We start from the raw sequence: 22,359 nt of genomic DNA, 5'->3' as shown, positions 1-22,359 counted from the left end.
CCTGAGGCCGGAGCCCGTGTTGCTTACTTTTCCTGCAGGAACGTCAGCAGATCCTGGTTGACCTTGTCCTTGTGGGTGTCGGTCAGGCCGTGCGGCGCGCCCGGGTAAACAATCAGCTTGGCGCCCTTGATCAGCTTCGCCGACTGGCGGCCGGAGATGTCGATCGGCACGATCTGATCGTCGTCGCCGTGGATGACCAACGTCGGCACATCGAACTTCTTCAGGTCGGCGCGGAAGTCGGTGGCCGAGAACGCGGCGATCGAATCGTAGGTGTTCTTGTGGCCCCCCTGCATGCCCTGCGCCCACCATGCATCGATCAGGCCCTGCGATACCTTCGCGCCCGGGCGGTTGAAGCCGTAGAACGGGCCCGACGGAATGTCCTTGTACAGCTGCGCGCGGTTGTCCATCTGCGCCTTGCGGATGCCATCGAACACTTCGATCGGCAGGCCATTGGGGTTGTCGGCGGTCTTCAGCATGAGCGGCGGCACCGAGCTGATCAGCACCGCCTTCTTCACCCGGCCGGTGCCATGGCGGCCGATGTAGCGCGCCACTTCGCCGCCACCGGTGGAGAAGCCCACCAGGGTGACATCATGCAGGTCGAGCGTGTTGATCACCGTGGCCAGGTCATCGGCGTAGTGATCCATGTCGTTGCCATCCCAAGGCTGGCTGGAACGGCCGTGGCCACGACGGTCATGGGCAATGACGCGGTAGCCGTGGTTGGCCAGGAAGATCATCTGCGATTCCCAGCTATCCGAGTTCAGCGGCCAGCCGTGGCTGAAGGTGACGACCGGGCCGTCCTTCGGGCCCCAGTCCTTGTAGTAGAGCTGCACACCATCGGCGGTGGTGATGTAGCTGGCAGTGCGCGCGATGCTGGTGACTGCAGCCTGCTTGGCCGGTTCGGCGGCCTGCGCGGACAGGCTGGCCTGGACCGAGAGGGCGAGGGCGGCAACGGCCAGGGTACGGGCAAAGGTGTTCATGCGGGGCGTCTCATGGGTGGGTGGTGAGACGTACTTTGCGACCGAAATCGGGCGTCTGGATGATGACATGTACGAATTTCTTGATAGATCGTCCTGTTCCAACGCGCCCACCCGGCAGGTCGCGATGCCGCCCATTGACAGGGTAGAACGATCGTTCTACATTGGCGCCGTGAACACAACCACCACCGATACCCAGCAGAAGATCCTCGCCACGGCCGAAGCGCTGATCTACCAGAACGGGATCCACGCCACCGGCATGGACCTGCTGGTGAAGACCTCGGGTGTGGCACGCAAAAGCATCTACCGGCACTTTGAAAACAAGGACCAGGTGGCCGCTGCGGCATTGAACGCGCGCGACGTGCGCTGGCTGGACTGGTTCCAGCAGGAGTGCAACAAGGCCGACACCGCGGAAGCACGCATCCTCGGCATGTTCACCGTGCTCAAAGGGTGGTTCCAGTCCGAGGGCTATCGCGGCTGCGCCTTCATCAACACCGCAGGCGAGGTCGGCGACCCCGACGATCCGATTCGCCACATCGCCAAACATCACAAGCAGAAGCTGCTGGATTACACGCTGGAACTCGCCACGCAACTGGATATCCAGCAGCCGGACGCACTGGCGCGGCAGCTGCTGGTTCTCATGGAAGGCGCCATCACCGTCTCGCGCGTGATGGGCGACTACGACGCCGCAGACACTGCAAGGGATGTTGCAGCGGTGTTGTTGGAGCAGGCCAGGCGCTGACGCCTGAGTCATCAAACCCCGTCGAACCCGTTCATCCACTTGATTGGAGGCCCCACCGTGTCCACTGAAGCACCCCGCCCGCCACTTCCCCCGTTCACCCGTGAATCGGCCATCGAGAAAGTGCGTCTTGCCGAGGATGGCTGGAACACCCGCGATGCTGACAGGGTTTCGCTGGCCTATTCGCTGGACACCGAGTGGCGCAATCGCGCCGAGTTCACCCATGGCCGCGAGGAAGCCCGGCAGTTCCTGGCCCGCAAGTGGAACAAAGAGCTTGAGTACCGGCTGATCAAGGAGCTATGGGCCTTCACCGACAACCGCATTGCCGTGCGCTACGCCTATGAGTGGCATGACGACTCCGGCAACTGGTTCCGCTCCTATGGCAATGAGAACTGGGAATTCGGCGCGGATGGCCTGATGCAGCGCCGCTTCTCGTGCATCAACGACATGCCGATCAAGGAAAGCGAGCGCAAGTTCCATTGGCCGCTGGGGCGTCGCCCGGATGATCACCCGGGGCTGTCTGATCTGGGCATGTGATTCGCATTGCTTCCCGGAATGCAACATCACGTCCCCCTCCATGGGCCTACCGCAGCACCGGTGTGCTGCCTAGGCTGATCGCACACGGCACATGCCGTGTTCCGGGTCCACCGCTTGCGCAGTGGCCCGCCTTCCCATGAACCCTGCAGCGCTGGCCTGCCAGGCATCCGTGCCCTGGCAACGCCACGCCCTGCGCCGTGGGAAAGCGCCCGGAATCGTTCGCGCCAGCCTTGCATCGCTGCCCGCCCAATGCCCCTTCGTGGAGATCCCTCATGTTTAGTCTGGAAAACACCGCCGCGCCCATTGCCCCCGCCCTCGATGAACTGGTGCCCTCGCGCTACGCCCTGAAGGTGGGCGACGTCGAAGTGCTGGTGATCAGCGATGGCGTCCTGCCGTTGCCCACCCAGATGCTCGGCCACAACGTACCGGCCGCCGACCGTGCCGAATGGTTCGAAGAGATGTACCTGCCGCAGGATGCCTTCGACTGGGCATTGAACGTGATGGTGGTGCACAGCGGCGATCGCACCATCCTCATCGATGCCGGCCTGGGCATGGACCCGGACCTGCAGCTGCCGCGCGCCGGCCAGTTGATCCGCCGCCTCGGTGCCGCCGGTATCAACCTGGGCGAAATCACCGATGTAGTGATCACCCACATGCACATGGACCACGTCGGCGGGCTGCTGGTTGAAGGCGTGAAGGAACAGCTGCGCCCGGACCTGAAGATCCACGTGGCCGCGGCGGAGGTGGAGTTCTGGAAGTCGCCGGACTTCAGCCGCACCAACATGCCGCAAGGGTTCCCCGATGCGCTGCGCGCCACGGCCAAGCACTTCTGGGCCGAATACAGCAGCTACGTGCACACCTTCCAGGATGAACAGCAGATCGCGCCGGGCGTGATGGCTCGCCGCACCGGTGGGCATACCCCGGGCCACTGCGTGGTGCGCGTGGCGTCTGCCGGGCAGGCCCTGACCTTCGCCGGTGACGCGGTGTTCGCGGTCGGCTTCGACCAGCCGAACTGGCACAACGGCTTCGAGCACGACCCTGAGGAATCCGCGCGCGTACGCATCGCCCTGCTGAAGGAACTGGCAGGCACCGGCGAAATGCTGGTGGCCACGCATCTTCCGTTCCCGTCAGTGGGCCGGGTGTCGCTGGAGGGCGAGACCTTCCGCTGGGTGCCGGTGTTCTGGGACTTCTGATTGGATCCTGCGGCCATTGCGCAGGCAGGCGTCAACGATCGGGGCGCATCGGCGCCCCGGTCGAATCCCGCAAGAACGAGGTCGCAATGGATGCCATCTACGCCTGGCGCGGATCTACTGGATGGAGGTGGGCAGTGCCAGCCGCTGCAGCTTGTGCGGGTTGCGCTGCACCAGGACCTGCGTGATCCGTTCGCCATCGGTCTCGAAGGCCATCGCCGCTTCCAGCTCGCCATCGAAATAGCGCAGCAGTCCCAGCCGTCCGTTGAGCATGGCCGGCACCATCCGCAACTGCGCGCTGCGCCGCAGGTGCGGGGCATACAGCAGCTGGGCAATGCGTGCGCCTCCGACCATCGGTTTGGGGAAGCTGGTGACGATGCCACCGCCATCACCCACCAGCTCGGCCGACTCGGCCATCAGCGCCTTCATCGTGCGGAAATCGCCGCTGGATGCGGCCTCAGCGAAGCGGCGCAGCAGTTTCTGGTGCACCTCCTGCGGGACGTTGTAGCGCGGGCGCTCCTGCCTGAGCTGCAGCCGTGCGCGATGCACGATCTGCCGGCAGGCGGCTTCTGTCTTGTCCAGGGTGCGCGCGACTACCGCGTAGTCCTGATCGAACACGTCGTGCAGCAGGAAGGCCGCACGCGCATCCGGTGCCAACCGCTCCAGCACGCTGAGGAAGGCGACCGACAGATCACTGGCGGTTTCCAGCACATATTCAGGGGTGCTGGTGTCATCGGTCAGCAGCGGCTCGGGCAACCACATGCCGACATAGTGCTCGCGCGTATGCCGGGCCAGGCGCAGGCCATCAATGGCGCGACGGGTGGTGGTAGCCACCAGCCAGGCTTCGGGATTCTCGATCTGTGACGGGTCGGCGCCATGCCAGCGCAGCCAGACATCCTGCACCACGTCCTCGGCTTCGTGCGAAGACCCGAGCATGCGGTAGGCCACACCGAACAGGCGCGGGCGGAGGCGGGAGAACAGCGCAGTGGAATCGTCCATGCCAGCGTAGACGGGACAGGTCCCCGGATTGTGACACCCGGGGACCTGTCGTTGGCGCCAGCGCCGGACGTGCGATCAGTGCGGCGGCAGAACCGCCGGCTTGCCGATGTCCTTGATCAGGAACACCACGAACTTCGCCGGCTCGGTAGCGCTGGCGTTACGACCTACGGTGTGCAGATCGGCCGGACCTTCATGGAAGGCCTCGCCCGGGCCGAGGGTGACTTCCTTGCCGCCGGCCACGCCCATCACGATTCGCCCTTCCAGAACATAGACGAAGCCATGGGCATCGTGGCGGTGCATCGGATCGGCGCCACCCGGCGGGTATTCCACGGTAAGGATCAGCGCTTCCTTGCCGGGCTGCTCCGGCAGGGCGCGGGTCATCACCTCGTGCACCAGGGGCTCGGGCGCAGCAGGGGGCGGGGAGGCGGCAGCGCTGCACAGTGGCAGCAACGCAAGCAGGGCCAGAACAGAACGACGCATGGCAGGTCTCCAGTGCGGTAGGGGAGGGCCGCTGCATGGGGCAGCGGCGGAACGATCAGGCCAGGCCGGCCTTGTCCAGGCCAAAGGCTGTATCCAAGGTTCCGGGGATGGTGCGGAAGGCGACGTTGGCGCGGTTCCAGGCGTTGATCGCCATCACCGCGTGGGTCAGGTCGACGATCTCCTGCTCGGACAGCTGGCCGCACACGCGCGCATACAGCTCGTCGGGCACGCCCTGCGCCGGCAGCTGGGTCAGCACTTCGGTCCAGGCCAGGCAGGCACGCTCGCGCGGGCTGAACAGCGTCGATTCACGCCATGCCGCCAGGTGATGCAGGCGCAGTGGGCGCTCGCCGCGCAGGGTGGCCTCCTTCACGTGCATGTCCAGGCAGAAGCCGCAGCCGTTGAGCTGCGATGCACGGATGTTGACCAGATCGATGATGGCCGCTTCGATCGAGGCGGTATGGGCGGCATGCGAGTACAGGCCGAGCTTCTTGAACAGTTCCGGCGATTGCGCGGCGTAATCCAGACGTGCGGTCATGGCGTGTTCCTGTAGCGAGTGAAGGACACAGCGAGGCTAGGCCTGCGACCGCACTGCCGGTAGGCCGGGGCCGGGCCGCATGCTGTTGCATGAAAAACACCAATGGCCTGTCACAGCGGCCGATGCTCGGCCGTCTGCCGGGCATGGACACCTCAACGCACCTGCGCACCGCATTCCGCCCTGCCAGTGAGCAGGTCTGGCAGACCTTCCTGGCTGCACTGCGCGAATTGCCGCCCGATGCACGTGCGGTGCTGTTGCTGCACGACGTGCTGGGCGCCGGGTTCGAGGACATCGTGCCCCTGCTGGGGCTCGACCTTTCCGCGTGCAGGCAGCGCCTGGCGCTGGCGCGGAACCACCTGCAAGCGCACCGTGCCCGCCTGGAGTCATGCCGCCCATGAACATCGCACAGCCCAGCCCGGCCAGCGACGGCCACGATGCGCTCAATGCATCCTTCTCCACCAGCTACGCCGGCGTGCTGGCCTTCATTGCAGTGGCGGCCGAGGGCAGTTTCGCCCGCGCGGCCGACCGCCTCGGCATCGGCCGTTCGGCCGTCAGCCGCAGCGTGCAGAAGCTGGAAAGCCAGCTGGGCGTGCGGTTGTTCCTGCGCACCACGCGCTCAACCACGCTGACCCGCGAAGGCGAGCTGTTCCTGGAGGGCTGCAACCCGGGCGTGAACTGCATCCTGCAGGCGCTGGAGGAAATGCGCGACCTGCGCGAGGGCCCGCCGCGCGGGCACCTGCGCATCAGTGCCAGCCACGGCTTCGGCCGGCGGGTGATCGCCCCCTTGCTGGCCGCCTTCCGCGCCGAGTACCCGCAGGTCTCGGTAGAACTGCTGTTGGACGAGCAGGCCCCCGACCTGGCCGGTGACCGCATCGACGTAGCGTTCCGCGACGGCCTGCTGGAAGACAGCCAGGTAATCGCCAAGCAGCTGGTGCCGATGCAGCTGGTGGTGTGTGCATCTCCGGCGTACGTGCAGGCGCATGGTCTACCCTCGTCGGTGGATGCGCTGTCCACGCATGCCTGCATCGGGCGGCGCCTGCCGGGTGGGCGCATGCAGCCCTGGGAATTCCGGGTCGACGGCATCGATGTGCACCTGCAGCCGCCAGCCGCACTGGTGTTCAACGATGCCGACCTGGCCCTGCAGGCCGTCATCGACGGACAGGGCATCGCCCAGCTGCCCAGCTATCAGGTGCGTGAAGCGTTGTGGGCGGGCAGGGTGGTGACCTGCCTGGATCGGCATGCGCCGCTCGATCGCGGTCACTACCTGTGTTACCTCAGCCGCCGCCAGCTTCCCAAGCGCGTGCGGGCCTTCATCGACTTCAGCACGCAGCGGGTGCGCGCGCTCGAGCTGGATGTGATCTCGCACTGGGAATCGCGCCAACAGGCCACGCCCATGAAGCCAGGCGCACAGCCCGCCTGGGCCTGAAGCATTGGTGCGTGCCGGGCAACAGTGCGCGCCCCAGCGCGGACCTACTGCCCCGCGCCCACGCTGCCTACGATTGCAGCATGCCCGGCCACAGCCGGTCGCCCCTTCTACATTCCAGGAGACACGTCATGAAATTCCTCGCCATCGGTGGTACCGGCCGCATCGGCAGCAAGGTGGTTGAGCGCCTGCGCACCGCCGGGCATGACATCGTGGTGGCCGCGCCCTCCACCGGCGTGGATGTGCTGACCGGTGAAGGCCTGGACGCCGCCATGGACGGCGTCGACGTGGTGGTGGACCTGGCCAACTCGCCCTCGTTCGAAGACGCAGCAGTACTTTCGTTCTTCGTGACCGCTGGCCACAACATCCTGACCGCCGCCGCCCGTGCCGGCGTACGCCACCACGTTGCGCTTTCCGTCGTAGGTACCGACAAGCTTGCAGCCAGCGGCTACTTCCGCGGCAAGATCGCCCAGGAGCGCCTGATCCGCGATTCGGGCCTGCCGTACACCATCATTCATTCCACGCAGTTCTTCGAGTTCCTGCCGGGCATCATCCAGTCCGCCGGCAATGGGGCGACCCTGCGGTTGCCGGCCGCCGACGTACAGCCGATTGCCGCCGAGGATGTTGCCGAAGCGGTGGCACGCATCGCGCAGCAGTCACCCCGCAATGGCGTCGTGGAAATTGCAGGCCCCCAGCGCGCCGCGATGGCGGATCTGGCCAGGCAGTATCTGCAGAGGACCGGCGACCCGCGGCAGGTCGTGGCAGACCCCGAGGCCCTGTACTTCGGTGCGCCGCTGCAGATCGATACGCTGGTGCCGGTGGGGCAGGCGTGGCTGGGGCAGGTCGGCTTCGAAACCTGGCTGCAGCAGTCCGGCCTGTTGCAGCGTCGGCCCGCCTGAGCGGCGAATCGATAGCCTGCCAATGATCGAGCTGAAGCCACCTTCGCCCGCCATGCTGGACCGCTACCAGGGCGACGACGTGCAGCCGCTGTACACCGGCCGCGTGCGGGTGAGCGGCGGCCAGGCCCAGCACGGGCGCGCGTCCGGCGTGGTGCTATCGGACGACGGTGCACTGGCAGTGGACCTGCGCCTGCCGCCGGAACTCGGTGGGCCTGGCGGTGGCTCCAACCCCGAGCAGCTATTGGCGGCAAGCTACGCAGGCTGCTTCCACGGCGCCATGGTGCTGGTGGCCGCCCGTGCCGGCCTGCTGCTGCACAACCCCAGCGTCGAAGTGGCGGTCACCTTCGCCCGTGACCCGGCAGATGGGCTGTACCTGCTGTCTGCTGAGATCGTGGTTCATCTTCCCTGCATGGATGCGAACCTGGCCTGCGAACTGGTGCGCAACACCGAACGCGTCTGTCCGTACGCCAAGATGTTCCATCGGGGCATCAGCCATGTGGTGCATGTGCGGGTCGGCCCGCAGGGTGCGCCACTGTAGAGTCGCGCCATGCTCGACTACGGGAAGATCCTGGCCCTGACGATTACACGGCAAGGCCGTATGCCGCCCCCAACCAAGCTCGGCTACGATGGTGGCGCCGGCATCTGCGCCGGCGGGGCAGGGGGATGCAATGGATATGCAGGCAGAGGGTGGATTCAATTCGCAGGACAAGACGAAGCAACAGGAACTGACCTTCCACTGGCTTTATCAGCGGGTGCAGGGGCTGGCTGAACACAGCATCTACCCGAAGGCCGGCAAGCTGGAAAAGTGGTCGTTCCGCGTAGCCGTGATGGCCGCTGCCATCGGCATTCTCGGCAGTCAGCTGCCCGAGCGATGGATTCCACTCACAACCACGCTGTTGTTGGTCAGGCTATGCCTGGCGGTGGAGATCGGCGGCTTCGTTATAGGGGGCCTGCTTGCGGCTGGCCGCGAAATCCGTCAGTTCGTCCAGCCACGACTGTCGCATGCTCAGGAAATGGATGGCGAGTTTGCCCAGTGGCAAGCTGTGATTGCTGACCTTCGAGGATTTCCCAGGGTCGAGCGTGAGCGTCGACTGAAGTACGTAAGCCACCTGCGCGCAAGCATGATCGAACGCATGGGCCTGATGTACGGCGGGTTGCAGCGCCTTGGGCCATTTCCGCTGCTGATTGCCCTCTATCTGCAGTTCCGTGGATGGAAATGGGGTGATTGGGCCAGCGCCTTTGATGTCGGCATGCTTGGTGCCTTCCTCATCTACGCGCTGGTGCTGCTCTACCTTGCGGGCTGGTTGTTGATCGGGCTGCGCACCCGCCTGGACACTTACGTGGCCTTGCTGGAAGGCTCCATTCACGAACCCGAGCCGCCGCAGCCCGCGCCTCTGTAGCGTCGAGCCATGCTCGACTACGGCACACCACATCGCGCCCCATCAGGCACATCGCCAGCGAGAACCTGCAGCACCCGATCCATCAGAACAGGCTCCGGCACACCAGCCAGCACCTGTTCCAGATAATCCAATGGCTCCAGCTGCCATTGAAGGATTGCGCGCAGCTGTACAACGGCGGGCGCCCGCTGCCCTGCGTCCAACGAAGCCTGCAATAGCAGATATTGGGAGCGCCTCACCATCCACAGCACCGGAACCCCTCTGCAGTGAATCTGGAAAGAGACATCCTGATGTTCTTCGACGAACTGGAAGCCCTGTCGTGGTCGAGACTCCACGAACTGCATCGCCTGGCGGCGCAGTTGTGAGAATCGATCGTCGTTGATGCTTTGGAACCCGATAGGAGATGGCAGTGGGGGCGTCAGCCATCGCGTCTGTGCCGCAACCACCGCCACGAGGCACAGCACCGTGGCCGCCCAGCGGCAGCAAGCCACTCAGCCCTCCGGGCGTACCCGATCGATGGCGTGCGCCGTGAGTCCCAGCCCGGCCATGATCAGCCCCTCCATGACGCGCGGGCCGACATACTGCTCCAGTTCACCGTTCTCGCGGGCACGCTGCGCGGCCAACAGGATCTCCAGCACCACGCGAAGGCCGGCCAAGGAGCAATCGGTGTCCGCCAGGGCAATGCGTCGCCCGGGCATCTGATGGCGTTCCGGCCAGGGCTGGCCATCGGAGGCGGCACCGGAGCCGATGCTGTGCAGCAGGGCGATAAGCGTGTTCGGGTCCAACGCGGGGCCGTTGGCGGGCGCGTCGTGGATCGGATGCGGGGCAGGGGAGTGGGTCTGGGTCATGGCTGGGCTCCTTGCGTGCAGGCAGAAGCCGCCACCTAAAAGGTGGCGGACGGTGCGGGGCTCGAAATCCGGTGTGCAATCTTCCCGGCGGGCACAAGGCCCCCACGCACCGCCCGCCATAGCCGGCCGACGGATTGTCAGCCGGCACCACAGGGCGTGGTGCCGGCTGACAAGCGCATACTTCTCTTGCACAACCGAGGATTTCGAGGCCTCGGCCACCCGTTTTCGGTGGCAGGAACAGGAATACGCTTGGCTATGCGCGATGCCAATGCAGTAAGGCCGATGCCGTCACCACTTTCAACATTTTCAGAATCGTTGCATACGGCGCAATGAAGCTCGAGCCTTGGGCTGCAAGGCTATCGGCGATGTCGGTGGTACGGGCCTGCGGACTGTCGGCATCCGCACGCAGGGGCCATGAGCGAGGCGGATGCGACAGGATTGCCAAAGGCCGCCGGGCGTCAGTAGCCCTTCAACGCGGCCTTGGTCCGCTCCAGCCAGGCGGCATTGTGACTGCGCGCATGGCGCGACCAATGCTGGGCATCGTCGATGATGCTGGCGAACAGGCTGCGGGCCTGCTCACGGTCGGCGGGCTGCGGTTGTGCCATCAGCCACTCGGCGTAAAGACAGCGGGCGGCCGCATCGTTTCCACACTCCACAGCGCGCTCGAACGCGGCGCGGGTGCCAGGTGCCTGTGCAGCAGCCAGCGCCTGCGCATGGAGCAGGGTCTGTTCCGGCTTGCGACGCACATCCGGGTGGCGGGCGAACAGGCCGTCCAGCGTCTCCACTGCAAGTGCGGCATGCCCGGACTCGAGGCGGGCACGCGCCAGGCCGGTAAGGATGTAAGGGTCGTCGCCCAGTGGCGAGCTTGCGGCCTGCTCAAGCAGGGTTCTGGCTTCCTCCGCCTGGCCGGCATCCAGCAGCGTCATGCCCAGGCGAACCCGGTTCTGCACGGTGGGCGTTCGCGACAGATCAGCACGTGCGTTGCGCAGGTCCTGACCCGGGTCCATGAGCTGCTTGGCGGAGCGGACGACCTGCCGGGCGCCGCGCGAGTTGCGGGCTTCCGGGAAGTAGATCGCCAGGAAGTAGACGACGCTGCCGAGCAGCGGGAACGAGAAGAGCAGGATGAGCCAGTAGAGGCTCTGGCCCGAGCGGATGGCGTGCACCGCGAAGTAGATGGCTGCCAGTACGTGGAGTCCGATTCCGATATAGGGCATGTGTGCCGCCTCGTCCTTGTGGGGTTGGCACTATAGTGGGCGTGGGGTGGGGCGCCAATGGGGTGATGCTCGGTCTGACGTGACGCGTCCGTTGTATACATCCGTTCCGACAGCCACCGCGCCGGAGGCAAGAGCGTCATGCGGCCAGCCGTCGGGCCGCAGAATCGAGTGGCGCAGGAGAGAGTTCCGGCGCCTGAGTCTATTCATCGAACTGGGCATCCGAATGCCAACATTCCCGCCGATCAATCCATCATTGCATGTCCTCGAACTCGAAGCCGATGAATACCAACGCCCCCGACAGGCCCTGATCCGGCTGGAGTACACCGAGGGGGATCACCCCGCCATCAAGCTGAAGGTCTATGCCCAGCACCAGCATGACGGGTGGCACTTCATCGGCAGCTTCGGCGGCAAGCTGGACTGTGTCGATGGCACGGGTCCGCATTACAACATCACCGATGGCAACATGTATCTCAGCGAGCTGAGAGGTCTGCACATCGGCACCTGGTGCCAGAATCAGGTCATGCTTTGGCTGCAGCGGCAACCGCCGGGGCGTATCCGTTCCTTCTGGCTCGCTCCTGCCGATGCCCACGAACAGAACCAGGCACGACGCAACCGCTTCTATGAACAGTTCGGCAGCCAGATCGACTGGACTGTCCCGGGGATAAATGGGCGATCCCAAGTGCAGCCCACGTCTGACCTCCACGCGCTGGACGACGTTCGCGGGGTCAAGGCCATGGACATCGGCACCGCACTCGCGAAGGCCTATTCGCGCATCGAACTTCTGGAGCTTCAACTGAGCGGAAACCGCAGACAGTTCGCAAACCACGACAAGGAAGTGCAACAGGCTTCCGCTCGTGGCACTCTCCGCTGCTTGGGCGGCATTGCTTTCGCGCTGATCCTGGGGGCGATAGTTTTTCTGAAGTTGCGGTAATCGGCGCGCGAGGTTCATCACGAACATCTCCCGCAGTTCTTCAGGCTGTAGGAACAGTACAATCCGGAATCGTCCACGCGTTGCTGGCCCACCATGTCGATTCGAGTAGCGTGCCTGTGCGGGAAAGTTGCCATTGAGTTGCAAGGACAGCGGTAGCGCGCGCCAACTGCCACTGCGCATCCTGCAGGGATTTCTACGGAGTACCCATGTTCTCTGCAACGGCATGGGAGCCCGCCTCCGTTCAGATGAAGGCCTCTGACGTGAGGAGCTTCAGCCATCCCGAAAAGCAACTGAAGAAGACCTTCTGTGCCGTTTGCGGCGAGGTTGTGTTCGGCACCAATCGGCTCGGCATGCATGTAGTTCCCAATGCCATGCTCCACCGCATCAGCGGAGAGGGCTCTTATTCCAGCTGGGCTCCCACCATGCACCTGTTCTACCGCCAGCGGGTGGTGGATGTTGTGGATGATCTGCCCAAGTACCTCGACGGCTGGGATGGCCCTCTCTACTCACCGGAATGACTGAGCAAGAGCAGAACTGACTGACTCAGCCGACGCGCTCCGCAAGCAGGCCCACAATTGCAGTGGTTCGGGGCAGGGCAGGGACGAGGGAACGACCTTCCGCATTAGTGCGCCAGCGGCGACGAAACAATCATTCTGGGTTCGTCCTCAATGAATCGTTGGGCCTGGCCCTCACCATGAGGACATACGGACCCTCCGGACCATCGGCCTCACTACACACGCGCCATCCCTGAGACTGATAGAACCGCTTGGCAGGATCATTGGCTTTCAGGCATTTCAGCGTTGGTGCGGCGGAAAAATACTTGTCGCAGCCCGCCAGCAGCATTCTTCCCACGCCGCATCGCTGATAGTGCGGATGAACAAATAGGTTATGCAAGAAACTGTCGTCCTGCCATACGGACGCAAAACCGATGGGGGTGCACGAATGCTCTGCCACCAGAATCCGCTCGCCTGCAGTGCTCACATCAAAGTCTTCAAGCTTGTGGGCGCCAATGGCAGCCCACGAGAAAGCGGCATCGCGGGATGCGACAAACAGCTTGCGAAGGGCCTCTCGATCGGCCTCGACAAACTCGCGAACGATGACCTGCCCACTATTAACGTGACGCATCACGGGCAACGATCTCGCGGCGAAAGAACCCAGCCACCATCTGCAGCCATCTGCCTGTAGGGCTTTCCGGCGAAGCACTGGACAGCGCCGTTAGGGATGTCGCCACATCGAGAGCCCGGCAGGTTCTCCCAGCCACCTTCAATTCGACGGAAGAACATTCCATTGATACAGCGCAGATCCTGCGCCTTCTGAGTCGGCCGCACCTGCTGACGCCCAGGAGGAGCCGATGACGCCGATCTGACAGCCGTTGGCGACTCAGTCCTCACAGCAGACGGCTGCTCAGCGACCTCGATGGATCGCCGCGCACCTCCAAAACGCTCACTCCAGGCACTATTGGTGCGGCCGAGCGTAAGTACGCCGATGGTTGTAAGACTCACCAGAGTCAAAAACCCGGTGATCAGCCATGGGAAATTCCAACGCTTCCGCTCAATCGGCGGAAGGTACTCAGGCCGTTCGCGCTCCATACGCCCCCCAAATCACGTCCAGATTGCATTGTACTGGGGTGTAGGGCAGTCGCCCGTACAGTCGCGCCTTACACGCGCTGACACGATCTCTGTCCACGACTCATCTAGACCACAATGGACGCCTCGGCGTCGGGGCCGAGATCATGCGCGCCCAGGCGTCGCTCTCGGCGAATTCTGAGCGCTTCGACCAGATGGATGACGCTGGATTTCGTCGAATCAGAAACCGGCCCAAGGGGCGGCTAGGTCGATTCGATGCCCAAGGGCCGGATCAGACTAGCCACATCATTTCGCATAATGTATAGACGGTGGCCCTATCAAGGCCCGTAACGGCCGCTTGCGCCTTGTGGGGCAGGGCAAATCCAACGGCCAAACATAGCGCCATTGCGGTGGCGGCTAGCTTTCGCCACACCGCCTTTTCCTCCCGACTGACGGCACGCGCCTCACCGACGATCCCCAGGACACGCGCCAACGGGAGCCCGGTCAGCCCCGCCAAAGTTGCGCACATCACCGTGTCAGGCAACGAATAGCCTGATTTCCAGTTGGCGATCGTTCCGCGTGAGACGCCGAGCTGCCGCGCAAATTCCGCATCGCTGCTGACGTTCAGCGCTTTCCGCGCTGCGTCGATGAGGTCGGTGACTGTCTGCATTGTTCAACCCTGTTGACACCCCTGTTCAACCCCTTTATACATTGCTCCGCGTTCAACGGAGTTGAGCGCCCCGCCGGCAGCACCCCAAGGCTAATGGCGGGACCTCTTGGGGCTTGGGGCGGGATAGTTCCACATGGACCCTATCAATGGCTGCTCCGCAATGCCGGAATCACTCGGAAGAGTCTTCGCCAAGCTCCACTCTGAGACTCTCGGCCTTCTTAGCGATGTCATCTGCTGCCTTAAGGGCGGTTTGAATGGCGGACTTCACCAGTCTGGCGTCATCGGATTCCTCTCCGACCAGTCCCATATCCACGATTTCGTCCAAGGCTCCAAGAAGCATTTCGATTACAGCCAACCGATCCTGATTTGCTGCGCTCAGAAGAACCAGTTCTTCAGGTGGCCAGAAAATTCCGGGGATTGTTCGCTTCAACACTCGGAAGATGGTGTGAATGTCCGAAGCCTCAAGGTCTTCGTACTTCTCGACCGACTCCAACGCACCAAACGCTATTGGAAGGCTCATCGCCCTCTTAAGTCGAAGGCGTATCAACTCGATGCGCCGGGCCCGCTCAACACGGGCAGCCTTGCGATCGCTGAGCTCCTGCGCAATGCGTTGATGATGCGATTCACGCGCGAAGCGGTTCGCACCATACCCAACCGCCAAGGCTCCGCCGGCTGCCGCCCAGGTGCCGATGGCGGCAAGCCAGTCTGCGGCGTTCCCCGCATCAATGCACTTCAGCGGAATATCGCTTCCTGCCAGTGCTACGGCAGTGATGATTCCGCCAAATCCAAATGCCGCTGCGGCTGCAATCACCGCATCGCGCTTGCTAATCAAGGGTTCCACCTCAGTAGCCATGCCTTCCTCTCTGGCAATCTATTCGATGGGGGAATTCTGGCATGACCGAGCCGCTACTTGCGTTCGTCCTGTTGGCGGCCATTGTCGCCGCCTCCATCGGTGCCGCCCGCATCGTTTCGTGGCTGCTCGACCGGCATGACCACACCGCCGCCCAGCAATCTCGCGAAGCCCAGGTCATCGCACTCGCACAGGCTGAGATTGCCGCCACCAAGCGCGGCGATCTGCTGGCCGCTGCTCGCTACGCCGAAGAGCAGGAGCGCGCCGTATGAGCAGGTATCCCTCATTCGCCGAACTGGCGGAGTTCGATATGGGCCTCGCGGCAGTCGCTGTGTTCGTGTCGCTCGTCGTGGGCGGAGCCATCGTCTCCATCGTGATTGAGCAGGCATGGCTGGGGCTTCGCCGCCTGTGGAAGCTTCGGAAGGATCGCTCCAATGGCCGGTGAGCGCGCGGTGCTGGCCGAGTCGGGACTCCCCTCGTCTAACAGGGGAGTCAGTGAATTCAGGAACGCCGATGGAACCCTGACGGTCGGCATTGACTGGTTCTCCGCTTCCATCGATCTGCGCGCAGCGCTGGACGAACTCGCGTTCCGTGATGGCGACAGCTTCGAAGAGGTCCGCCAGTGGATCGAGTTCTCCCCGGAGAACGCACGTATCGCGGCCCTGCAGGTGTTCTGCTGGTTCTTCGCCGGGCTTGGCCTTGAACTGGATGAAACCGTGGGCGGCGGTCGCTTCTACACGTGGCGAATCAAGATCATCGACGCGGCCAAGAAGTTCGTCGGCATGATCGAACTGGGCGGCGAAGATTGCCGCCGTGCCGATGGCACGTACACCGCCCGCATCGAGCTAACCGGTGATGGATGCAAGGCAATAGGCGCAGCGCGCTGCGGCCATGCGCAGCGGTGGCTGGAGCTTCGAGCGAAGCTCGAAAGCTGCGCCGGAAGGATTACCCGTGTTGACGTGTGCGCCGATGACCTGGTGGGCGACTACCCGTTGCGCATGGCCCAGAAGTGGTACGCCAATGGCGACTTCGACAACCGTGGTCAGCGCCCCAAGGCGCAGTTAGTGGATGACTACGATAGCGGTGACGGCAAGACGTTCTATGTCGGTGGCAAGAAGTCGGAAAAGCAGCTGCGGGTCTACGAGAAGGGCAGGGAACAGGGCGATAAGAGTTCGCCGTGGGTGCGCTATGAGGCGCAGTTCCGCAACTCTAACCGCAAGGAACTGCCGCTCGACATCCTTCGTGATCCGGCGTCCTACCTGCTGGGTGCCTACCCGGTCCTGTCCTTTCTGCGCTGCGTTGCCACGCGCATCGAAATCACGAAAGCCGCTGTTGAAGCGACGTGGAAGAGCGTTCGTCGCCACATCCGTCGCCAGTACGGCGCGGCCCTCAATTTCATCGCCAAGAACTGCCCGGACGATCAGTCCCTGCGGTCGGTAATCGAATCCTGCACTTCGCCATCGCTGCCGAAGTGGGTCACAGGCGACACAGCAGCGCACTGGCCCGAAATCGCGGCCGTACAGCCAACCTCAAAGGGGTAACAGCACATGAGCATCAAGGTCACCGTCCTCAAGAACGAAATTGACGAACGCGGCGGCAGCTTCAAGAACGACGCTGGCGAGAACGTCGAATACACCACCCGCAAGCAGAAGGCCAAGCTGGAAACCGGTGGCTTCGCGTATCCGTTCGACGTGCGCCTGGACAAGGGCCAGCCGGGCTACCCGGAGGGTGAGTACGAGCTCGATGTTGAGTCCATGTTGCAGGTCAACAAGGGCGTCGCCTCGCTGAGCAAGTTCACCGTTCTGCGCATGGTGCCCAAGCCCGCACCCCGTGCAGCCGCGCAGGCCTAAGCCATGGCCGTGTGCGTGTCTCTGACGGCTGAGGGGACGCTCGTACCCACCGGGGAGCCTGCATCGCAGTGTGGTGGGTATGTGCTTGTGTCAGCGGCAGAGCACGCACAGGCCTCAATTCTCATCGATCTATTCCAGTGGCCCGAACCTGAGGTGGCCACTGGCTGGTTCTCGGGGGTGTTCACGTTGGTTCTTGCACTGAACGTGCTGGGCTACATCGTGGGCGCCGTCGTGAAGTCGGTCAGTACAGAACGGGATTGACCACCCATTTCCCGCGCAGATCGCGCATCACAGAAGGAGTAGTGCAATGGATTTCGACAGCATCCTGACCGGCCTCGCAGCCACCAGTGCCGTTACCGCCATCATCGGTGCCGGTGCTATCAAGGCGTCCCCGGGCTTCGCCCGCTGGGCGACCAACAAGGTCGCCACCTTCTTCCGCTAATCGCGGAAGAATCGTAACGGGGAGGGGCTGGGAAACCGGCCCCGATTCCTATGCAGACACAGCCCGATGACGTCAACGCCGAGGAATGCCAGGACGATTGGTGCCCTGAGTGTGGCGGCGATGACGTGATCGTGTTGGACGACGGGAACTTGTGGTGCTTGGAGTGCCGCATCGTCATTGACTACTAGGGGTGGGTGATGGACTTCAGTGGGGTGTTCCTCGGGCTATCCGTCGCGCAGGTGGTTGCAGCAATTGTCGGTGCCGGCACGTTGATGGCGCTCCCTTGGTTCGGTCGATGGTGCGTCGACAAGATCGCAGGCTTCTTTGAGGACCGCGAGGACCAAGACGCGGACGAACACGCCGACGATGAGTCGGGCGAGGTTGAAGAGGTCGTGTGCGCTGACACCGGCCATGACTATGACGGCGGAGAGTGTGTCTTCTGTGGCGCACCGGAAAGGGAGGAGTGACGATGCTTGTGTGCATGGTCTTTGCGTTCATTGGCGGCCTTGCTGGTCATGCGGTCGCCCTGGCATTCAATGAGGCAAGTCAGTGACGCTCGCCCGATGTGCAGTGCTCGCTGTACTTCTTGCCTTCGGGCTGATGCCTTTCGTGGCGTTTGCAGACGATCAGGGCGAGGCGTACGCGAAGTGCCTGAAGAAGATCGCTGAAGCATCCGGCGAGCGAATCACTGATCGGCAGTGTTTGCCCGAGAGTGTCTCTGGCGGAGGGCAGCTTGGTGGCATCTATCGCGCCTACTACCGTCTTCGGAATAGTAGTGGCGGCGTATCCGGCCTTATTCAGTACGGCCCCGATTTTCCTTGGATGAAGGCGTGCAGCGCCCGACCGGAGGAGCTTGGCTGGAAGGGTGGTGGCGACAACGGCCTAGGCAGTGTTTGCAGTAACGGTTGCACGTATGGGGGTTCGCTCTATGCGCAGTCCCCAACGGGGCGTCTATTTACGCCTACCGGTGAGGCGTGCAGCACGAACGACCACCCGGAGCCAACCAATCCCGATCCCGGCGAAGGGGGCGGCGATGGCGGCGGCACCGGTCCGGGCGACGGTGGCGGCGATGGTGGTGGTGGCGATGGCGGCACAGGCCCGGGCGGCGGCGATGGTGGAGGTACCGGCCCGGGCGGCGGCGATGGCGGCGGTACGGGGCCGGGCGACGGTGACGGTGACGGTGGTGGTACTGGGCCGGGCGACGGTGGCGGTACTGGCCCGGGGCCAGGTGAAGGAGGTGATGGCGGCGGAACAGGCCCAACGACCGGGCGTCTTTACAAGAAGTCGGGCAAGACGGTTCAAAAGGTGCTGGCGGAGTTCAAGACGGCCATTGAGGGTGCTCCGATCTTGTCGAAGGTCAAAGGCTTCTTCGGTAGCTGCACTGGCGGTGGCAGTTGCCCGACAGCAACGTGGGACGGCGGACAATACGCGGGCAAGTTCGACTTGGGGAGCCTGTGCAGCGGCCCTCTATTGCAGCTATTTCAGTACGCAGGATTCGTTTTCCTCGCAGGCATGGGCGTAGTAGCTCTTAGGTGGGCATTGCTATGAAGCGGCATCACCTGACCGTCTTGGTTGCTGTGCTGGTCGTACTTGCGCTCTCTGCGTCGTGGGCATACGCCGATGGCGTCGGGCCCGTGACGGCCATCACCATGTGGGCGAAGGAACAGCTAACGTCGTTGTGGGCTGATTTCTCCGATTTCATGACGGACTTGCAGACCGACTTCATCGAGCTTGTTCTGTCGTACGTCAAGGCGATCGTGTACCTGATCCCGGCACCGGACTTCCTGTCGCAGATCAGCTTCTGCGCCATGCTCAACGCAGCTGGTCCGTGGACAGCCTTTATCGTGGCCCAGCTGCGCGTCGGCGAAGCCATTGCACTGCTCACCGCTGCACTTATCTTCCGCCTCGTGCGGGTGTTCCTGACCGTATTCCAGTGGACGTAACGAAATGATCTTCGGCCATGAAGGGTTGCCGCGCAGCGGCAAGAGCTATGAGGCGGTGCTGCATCACATACTGCCCGCACTGCGTGCAAAGCGGCACGTCTACGTGCGCCTCAATGGGGTAGGGGAGAGCCTCGACAAGATCGCAGCGCACCTGGGCATGCCCGAAGAAGAAGTGCGTGATCTGGTCCACGTGATGGGCGATAAGGAGGTGGTTGACTGGTGCGTGTGCGACACCGACAACGACGGCGCCATTTCGTTCCCGCACATCGAAAAGCACGCCCTAGTTGTGATCGATGAGGCCCACGAGTACTGGCCTACCAACCGTGCCAACCTGCCAGAGCGCACCGCAAACTTCTTCGCAAAGCACGGCCATATCAGCTTGGACATGGTGATCATTTCGCAGGACTGCAAAGACCTGCACCGCCTGATCATCCGCCGCATGGCTAAGAAGAATACGTATACCAAGCTCGATGCGCTGGGGTCTGATCAGCGGTACTCGGTGCGGTTCTTTGCGGCAACTGGCACAGGCAAATACGAAACGGTGGGCACTGAGGTCCGCAAGTACGATCCGGCCATTTGGGAGCTGTACCACGGCGTGCAGCCGGGCATTGAATCCAATGAGGTGTACAAGGGGAATACGCGCACTCTGTGGAAGACGCTGCGCGGACCGTCGATTCTTATGGTTTTGGCGCTTGTGGTCGGCGTTGTGATGCTGGGTCGATTCTTCTTCGCAGGCGGAACTACCGGCGATGGCGGTACGCTAAAGGAGGTTGCCGCCTCGCAGAAGGCCGCAATCCCAGCCATTGCGCACGCCCCCGGCTCTCAGCCGGCTACGGTGGTCACCAAGGCGGTCGATGCTCCAAAGTCGAAGGAGAAGCTTCCTGCGGGCGTGCAGTACATCCTCGACATGGCGGCTAACGCCAGGGCGCGGCACGCTGGCTGGTACGGGCAACGAGATATCGTAGAGTTCCGGGCATCAGGAGGCGGGCAGGTGCTCGACCGATTCACCACGGAGCAGTTGTGGGCGCTGGGCTGGTCTGTGAAAAGAACAGAGTTTGGCGTGCTTCTGAGCGCCAGAGGCCACGAGATCATCGCGACGACATGGCCTGTCGATCCCTTCGGCGAACAGTCCGATTCGACTACCGAGCGTATAAGGGCTGCGGCGGGGTCGCCTGTGACGAGCGCGAGCGAGACACAGCCGACCGCCGCCGCGGCGAACGGGAGCACTCTGATTGCAGTTGGAAAGCGCCCCATGGGCACGTTCCCAGAGACGCCGCCATATCCAGCAAGCTTCTAGTTCACCAGCGCAGCTGGTCCAACAGGGGTGGCAGGCGGTACGCTGCTGTAACAAGGAGGGACGCCCACCCATGAGCCAGCAACCGACAAAAGCCGAGTTGGACGCACACTGCAGAAGAACGCTCGAGCTCAAAAAGTCCATAGATCAACTTACGACGCATGTTGAGGTGACCTATGGCATGTATATGGATTCAGTGCGTGGCTGGGGCGAGATCGTCAAATTGCTGGAGCAGGCGGTTGACGAATCTGTTGCTCAGGGAAATCCAAGGGAGGCCGTTCTCAGCAGCACGCTTATACATGGCGATGGTAGGTATGAAGATGGGAAGTTCCTACACCGATCACCAATAGGCGAGCGAATCGCCGCATGCCGTGTTGGCGGGGCGAATGAAGCGGCCCTGAGCAGCTTGTGCCTGGTGTCGATTTACGCCTTTTGGGAAGACAACACTCGTGGAGCGATCGCCCGTGCGCTCGGCGTGGAACTGAATGACGTCATGTCTCCCTTGTTTGGTGATATCCGTGCCATGCGGCATTCAATTCTGCATATGGGCGGCATCATGGATCGCCGTGGTGCCAACGCACTACGGGTCCTCAAATGGTTTCGAGAAGGCCAGAGAATCGTGCTCACGCAGCGCCACTTCCACGAGATGGTTCTACGGCTGAGAGATTTCCCCACGGGACTGATTACCCCGACCTACAATCCATTTCCAAGCATCACCGGCAAAGGGGAGGGCGGTTAATGAGGCGCCTCAACCTAGTGGCCGTCGCCCTACTTTTGCTTCCTCACGACGCCTCCGCCCAGCAATTACGCTCCGCCGTGGGGTCGCAGCCGCCGCCCGTATATACACCTGCGACACCTAAGGCTAGCAATCTCGGCGCCGAGCCGCTCAAATGCCAGCAGCATGCAGATCCACGCATCCGGCTGTACTGCACAGACATTGAACGTTCGCTTCTCCAAAGTGAAGCTCGGCGCCAAGGCATACCAACGCCATCGAGCGAGATTGTGCGCATGCCAGCCTACGGGAGCGCTGGGGCAAAGCAGCTCGGCGCTGCCTGCATGGGGGGCACTGCGATGCGCCGCCTAAACAACGGCTGGGAACAGTTGCGAAATGCCAAGGGCGAATGGCTGCGCTGCCGCGAGCAATGAATCGGGGTGTAGGGGCAGCGCCCCTACGAGAAACGCTTCACACGCGCTCGTGGCGCCTTGGCCCCAGTGCCGGTAGGTCTGCTGCAGCTGGTGCGGCGTCAGGGCCAGCCATCGCCACCGCCGAACGCTGTTTGCGGTGGCTCACAACGTCCCGCAGATTGACAACAGTGGCAGGATGATGGCGAATGCCGGCGTTCCGATTGTGCCCATTTCTGGAACTGTCGATCGACGGTGCCGAGCGTGCAGCTTCCATCATCCGACGCCATTCCTGCGCTTGGCAGGCGGTGAGCGACAGCCAGGCCAGATCCTCGGGCAGCAGTTCACGACCTTCGGGCGTGATCAGGCGGTCGCCTAGGAAAGAAAAACCGGCCCAAGGGCCGGTCAAGTTGATACGGTGGTGCGGGTCGAACACGATCATGCCGCGATCTCATCC

At 63.1% G+C, this 22,359-nt stretch carries 31 protein-coding genes; 20 read left to right on the top strand and 11 right to left on the bottom strand.

The window, feature by feature from the left end:
* Positions 1–23 precede the first annotated feature (23 nt).
* Complete coding sequence (locus tag SriyCCGPB3_RS11050; protein WP_350260339.1) at positions 24–977, bottom strand: alpha/beta fold hydrolase; 954 nt, start codon at positions 975–977, stop codon at positions 24–26.
* A 169-nt stretch (positions 978–1,146) separates the two neighbouring features.
* Here SriyCCGPB3_RS11050 and SriyCCGPB3_RS11045 point away from each other — a divergent pair, with 169 nt between their 5' ends.
* From SriyCCGPB3_RS11045 to SriyCCGPB3_RS11035, 3 genes are all read left to right on the top strand, one after another.
* Complete coding sequence (locus SriyCCGPB3_RS11045) at positions 1,147–1,716, top strand: TetR/AcrR family transcriptional regulator (RefSeq protein ID WP_350260373.1); 570 nt, start codon at positions 1,147–1,149, stop codon at positions 1,714–1,716.
* 57 nt (positions 1,717–1,773) lie between these two features.
* A complete protein-coding gene (locus SriyCCGPB3_RS11040) occupies positions 1,774–2,250 on the top strand; it encodes a nuclear transport factor 2 family protein (RefSeq protein WP_350260338.1) in 477 nt (158 codons plus the stop codon).
* 272 nt (positions 2,251–2,522) lie between these two features.
* Positions 2,523–3,443: an MBL fold metallo-hydrolase gene (locus SriyCCGPB3_RS11035; RefSeq protein ID WP_071228239.1), complete on the top strand. Its 921-nt coding sequence runs from the start codon at positions 2,523–2,525 to the stop codon at positions 3,441–3,443.
* Between the two features lie 114 nt (positions 3,444–3,557).
* Here SriyCCGPB3_RS11035 and SriyCCGPB3_RS11030 read toward each other — a convergent pair whose 3' ends face one another.
* The 3 genes from SriyCCGPB3_RS11030 to SriyCCGPB3_RS11020 form a co-directional block, all read right to left on the bottom strand.
* On the bottom strand, positions 3,558–4,439 hold the full coding sequence (locus SriyCCGPB3_RS11030) for an RNA polymerase sigma-70 factor (RefSeq protein WP_350260337.1): 882 nt from the start codon (positions 4,437–4,439) through the stop codon (positions 3,558–3,560).
* Positions 4,440–4,514: 75 nt separating this feature from the next.
* Positions 4,515–4,919: a cupin domain-containing protein gene (locus SriyCCGPB3_RS11025; RefSeq protein ID WP_350260336.1), complete on the bottom strand. Its 405-nt coding sequence runs from the start codon at positions 4,917–4,919 to the stop codon at positions 4,515–4,517.
* A gap of 55 nt (positions 4,920–4,974) precedes the next feature.
* A complete protein-coding gene (locus SriyCCGPB3_RS11020) occupies positions 4,975–5,454 on the bottom strand; it encodes a carboxymuconolactone decarboxylase family protein (protein ID WP_350260335.1) in 480 nt (159 codons plus the stop codon).
* A gap of 89 nt (positions 5,455–5,543) precedes the next feature.
* Here SriyCCGPB3_RS11020 and SriyCCGPB3_RS11015 point away from each other — a divergent pair, with 89 nt between their 5' ends.
* The 5 genes from SriyCCGPB3_RS11015 (at position 5,544) to SriyCCGPB3_RS10995 (ending at position 9,176) form a co-directional block, all read left to right on the top strand.
* On the top strand, positions 5,544–5,852 hold the full coding sequence (locus tag SriyCCGPB3_RS11015; RefSeq protein WP_350260334.1) for a sigma factor-like helix-turn-helix DNA-binding protein: 309 nt from the start codon (positions 5,544–5,546) through the stop codon (positions 5,850–5,852).
* Positions 5,849–6,880: a LysR family transcriptional regulator gene (locus SriyCCGPB3_RS11010; protein ID WP_350260333.1), complete on the top strand. Its 1,032-nt coding sequence runs from the start codon at positions 5,849–5,851 to the stop codon at positions 6,878–6,880. The genes SriyCCGPB3_RS11015 and SriyCCGPB3_RS11010 overlap by 4 nt, the downstream gene beginning before the upstream one ends.
* A 128-nt stretch (positions 6,881–7,008) precedes the next feature.
* The gene (locus SriyCCGPB3_RS11005) at positions 7,009–7,776 is read left to right on the top strand and encodes an SDR family oxidoreductase (RefSeq protein WP_350260332.1); all 768 of its coding nucleotides are present in this window, start codon (positions 7,009–7,011) and stop codon (positions 7,774–7,776) included.
* A 22-nt stretch (positions 7,777–7,798) separates the two neighbouring features.
* Entirely contained in the window at positions 7,799–8,314 is a 516-nt protein-coding gene (locus SriyCCGPB3_RS11000; RefSeq protein ID WP_350260331.1) for an Ohr family peroxiredoxin, read from the top strand.
* Positions 8,315–8,444: 130 nt separating this feature from the next.
* On the top strand, positions 8,445–9,176 hold the full coding sequence (locus SriyCCGPB3_RS10995) for a hypothetical protein (RefSeq protein WP_350260330.1): 732 nt from the start codon (positions 8,445–8,447) through the stop codon (positions 9,174–9,176).
* Between the two features lie 17 nt (positions 9,177–9,193).
* Here SriyCCGPB3_RS10995 and SriyCCGPB3_RS10990 read toward each other — a convergent pair whose 3' ends face one another.
* From SriyCCGPB3_RS10990 to SriyCCGPB3_RS10980, 3 genes are all read right to left on the bottom strand, one after another.
* Positions 9,194–9,625: a hypothetical protein gene (locus SriyCCGPB3_RS10990; protein WP_350260329.1), complete on the bottom strand. Its 432-nt coding sequence runs from the start codon at positions 9,623–9,625 to the stop codon at positions 9,194–9,196.
* Between the two features lie 39 nt (positions 9,626–9,664).
* A complete protein-coding gene (locus tag SriyCCGPB3_RS10985) occupies positions 9,665–10,021 on the bottom strand; it encodes a hypothetical protein (RefSeq protein WP_350260328.1) in 357 nt (118 codons plus the stop codon).
* Between the two features lie 458 nt (positions 10,022–10,479).
* Positions 10,480–11,235, bottom strand: a complete 756-nt coding sequence (locus SriyCCGPB3_RS10980; protein ID WP_350260327.1) for a tetratricopeptide repeat protein — start codon at positions 11,233–11,235, stop codon at positions 10,480–10,482.
* Positions 11,236–11,458: 223 nt separating this feature from the next.
* Between SriyCCGPB3_RS10980 and SriyCCGPB3_RS10975 the strand changes: the two genes are divergently transcribed.
* Both SriyCCGPB3_RS10975 and SriyCCGPB3_RS10970 read left to right on the top strand, forming a co-directional pair.
* A complete protein-coding gene (locus tag SriyCCGPB3_RS10975) occupies positions 11,459–12,166 on the top strand; it encodes a hypothetical protein (RefSeq protein ID WP_350260326.1) in 708 nt (235 codons plus the stop codon).
* Between the two features lie 206 nt (positions 12,167–12,372).
* Positions 12,373–12,684, top strand: a complete 312-nt coding sequence (locus tag SriyCCGPB3_RS10970) for a GFA family protein (RefSeq protein WP_350260325.1) — start codon at positions 12,373–12,375, stop codon at positions 12,682–12,684.
* 130 nt (positions 12,685–12,814) lie between these two features.
* Here SriyCCGPB3_RS10970 and SriyCCGPB3_RS10965 read toward each other — a convergent pair whose 3' ends face one another.
* The 3 genes from SriyCCGPB3_RS10965 to SriyCCGPB3_RS10955 all read right to left on the bottom strand — a co-directional run bounded on the left by SriyCCGPB3_RS10965 (position 12,815) and on the right by SriyCCGPB3_RS10955 (position 15,254).
* The gene (locus SriyCCGPB3_RS10965; protein ID WP_350260324.1) at positions 12,815–13,291 is read right to left on the bottom strand and encodes a GNAT family N-acetyltransferase; all 477 of its coding nucleotides are present in this window, start codon (positions 13,289–13,291) and stop codon (positions 12,815–12,817) included.
* 732 nt (positions 13,292–14,023) lie between these two features.
* Positions 14,024–14,401: a DUF3693 domain-containing protein gene (locus SriyCCGPB3_RS10960; protein ID WP_350260323.1), complete on the bottom strand. Its 378-nt coding sequence runs from the start codon at positions 14,399–14,401 to the stop codon at positions 14,024–14,026.
* A 169-nt stretch (positions 14,402–14,570) separates the two neighbouring features.
* Entirely contained in the window at positions 14,571–15,254 is a 684-nt protein-coding gene (locus tag SriyCCGPB3_RS10955) for a hypothetical protein (RefSeq protein ID WP_350260322.1), read from the bottom strand.
* A 41-nt stretch (positions 15,255–15,295) separates the two neighbouring features.
* Here SriyCCGPB3_RS10955 and SriyCCGPB3_RS10950 point away from each other — a divergent pair, with 41 nt between their 5' ends.
* The 10 genes from SriyCCGPB3_RS10950 to SriyCCGPB3_RS10905 all read left to right on the top strand — a co-directional run bounded on the left by SriyCCGPB3_RS10950 (position 15,296) and on the right by SriyCCGPB3_RS10905 (position 21,519).
* Complete coding sequence (locus SriyCCGPB3_RS10950; RefSeq protein ID WP_350260321.1) at positions 15,296–15,523, top strand: hypothetical protein; 228 nt, start codon at positions 15,296–15,298, stop codon at positions 15,521–15,523.
* Entirely contained in the window at positions 15,520–15,696 is a 177-nt protein-coding gene (locus SriyCCGPB3_RS10945; protein WP_350260320.1) for a hypothetical protein, read from the top strand. Before SriyCCGPB3_RS10950 ends, SriyCCGPB3_RS10945 begins: the two co-directional genes overlap by 4 nt.
* On the top strand, positions 15,686–16,792 hold the full coding sequence (locus SriyCCGPB3_RS10940; RefSeq protein ID WP_350260319.1) for a replication initiation factor domain-containing protein: 1,107 nt from the start codon (positions 15,686–15,688) through the stop codon (positions 16,790–16,792). The genes SriyCCGPB3_RS10945 and SriyCCGPB3_RS10940 overlap by 11 nt, the downstream gene beginning before the upstream one ends.
* A 6-nt stretch (positions 16,793–16,798) precedes the next feature.
* Complete coding sequence (locus tag SriyCCGPB3_RS10935) at positions 16,799–17,101, top strand: single-stranded DNA-binding protein (protein WP_350260318.1); 303 nt, start codon at positions 16,799–16,801, stop codon at positions 17,099–17,101.
* 307 nt (positions 17,102–17,408) lie between these two features.
* On the top strand, positions 17,409–17,543 hold the full coding sequence (locus SriyCCGPB3_RS10930) for a hypothetical protein (protein ID WP_051007159.1): 135 nt from the start codon (positions 17,409–17,411) through the stop codon (positions 17,541–17,543).
* A 197-nt stretch (positions 17,544–17,740) separates the two neighbouring features.
* Positions 17,741–18,010 (top strand): hypothetical protein, encoded by a 270-nt coding sequence (locus SriyCCGPB3_RS10925; protein WP_197655523.1) that lies wholly within the window; start codon positions 17,741–17,743, stop codon positions 18,008–18,010.
* 103 nt (positions 18,011–18,113) lie between these two features.
* Positions 18,114–19,091 (top strand): attachment protein, encoded by a 978-nt coding sequence (locus SriyCCGPB3_RS10920; RefSeq protein ID WP_350260317.1) that lies wholly within the window; start codon positions 18,114–18,116, stop codon positions 19,089–19,091.
* Positions 19,088–19,486 carry a hypothetical protein gene (locus SriyCCGPB3_RS10915; protein ID WP_350260316.1) on the top strand — a complete coding sequence of 133 codons (399 nt, stop codon included), beginning with the start codon at positions 19,088–19,090 and terminating at the stop codon, positions 19,484–19,486. The genes SriyCCGPB3_RS10920 and SriyCCGPB3_RS10915 overlap by 4 nt, the downstream gene beginning before the upstream one ends.
* A gap of 4 nt (positions 19,487–19,490) precedes the next feature.
* Positions 19,491–20,783 (top strand): zonular occludens toxin domain-containing protein, encoded by a 1,293-nt coding sequence (locus SriyCCGPB3_RS10910; RefSeq protein WP_350260315.1) that lies wholly within the window; start codon positions 19,491–19,493, stop codon positions 20,781–20,783.
* Between the two features lie 70 nt (positions 20,784–20,853).
* Positions 20,854–21,519, top strand: coding sequence for a hypothetical protein (locus SriyCCGPB3_RS10905; RefSeq protein ID WP_350260314.1), 666 nt, complete (start codon positions 20,854–20,856; stop codon positions 21,517–21,519).
* A 444-nt stretch (positions 21,520–21,963) separates the two neighbouring features.
* On the opposite strand, the gene SriyCCGPB3_RS10900 is transcribed toward SriyCCGPB3_RS10905, so the two are convergent.
* Complete coding sequence (locus SriyCCGPB3_RS10900; protein WP_350260313.1) at positions 21,964–22,344, bottom strand: DUF3653 domain-containing protein; 381 nt, start codon at positions 22,342–22,344, stop codon at positions 21,964–21,966.
* Positions 22,345–22,359 lie beyond the last annotated feature (15 nt).

Source organism: Stenotrophomonas riyadhensis (assembly GCF_040256885.1).
Lineage (GTDB): Bacteria > Pseudomonadota > Gammaproteobacteria > Xanthomonadales > Xanthomonadaceae > Stenotrophomonas > Stenotrophomonas riyadhensis.
Note: the sequence above shows the minus strand (reverse complement) of the source record. Positions and strands in the feature narration are given on the sequence as shown.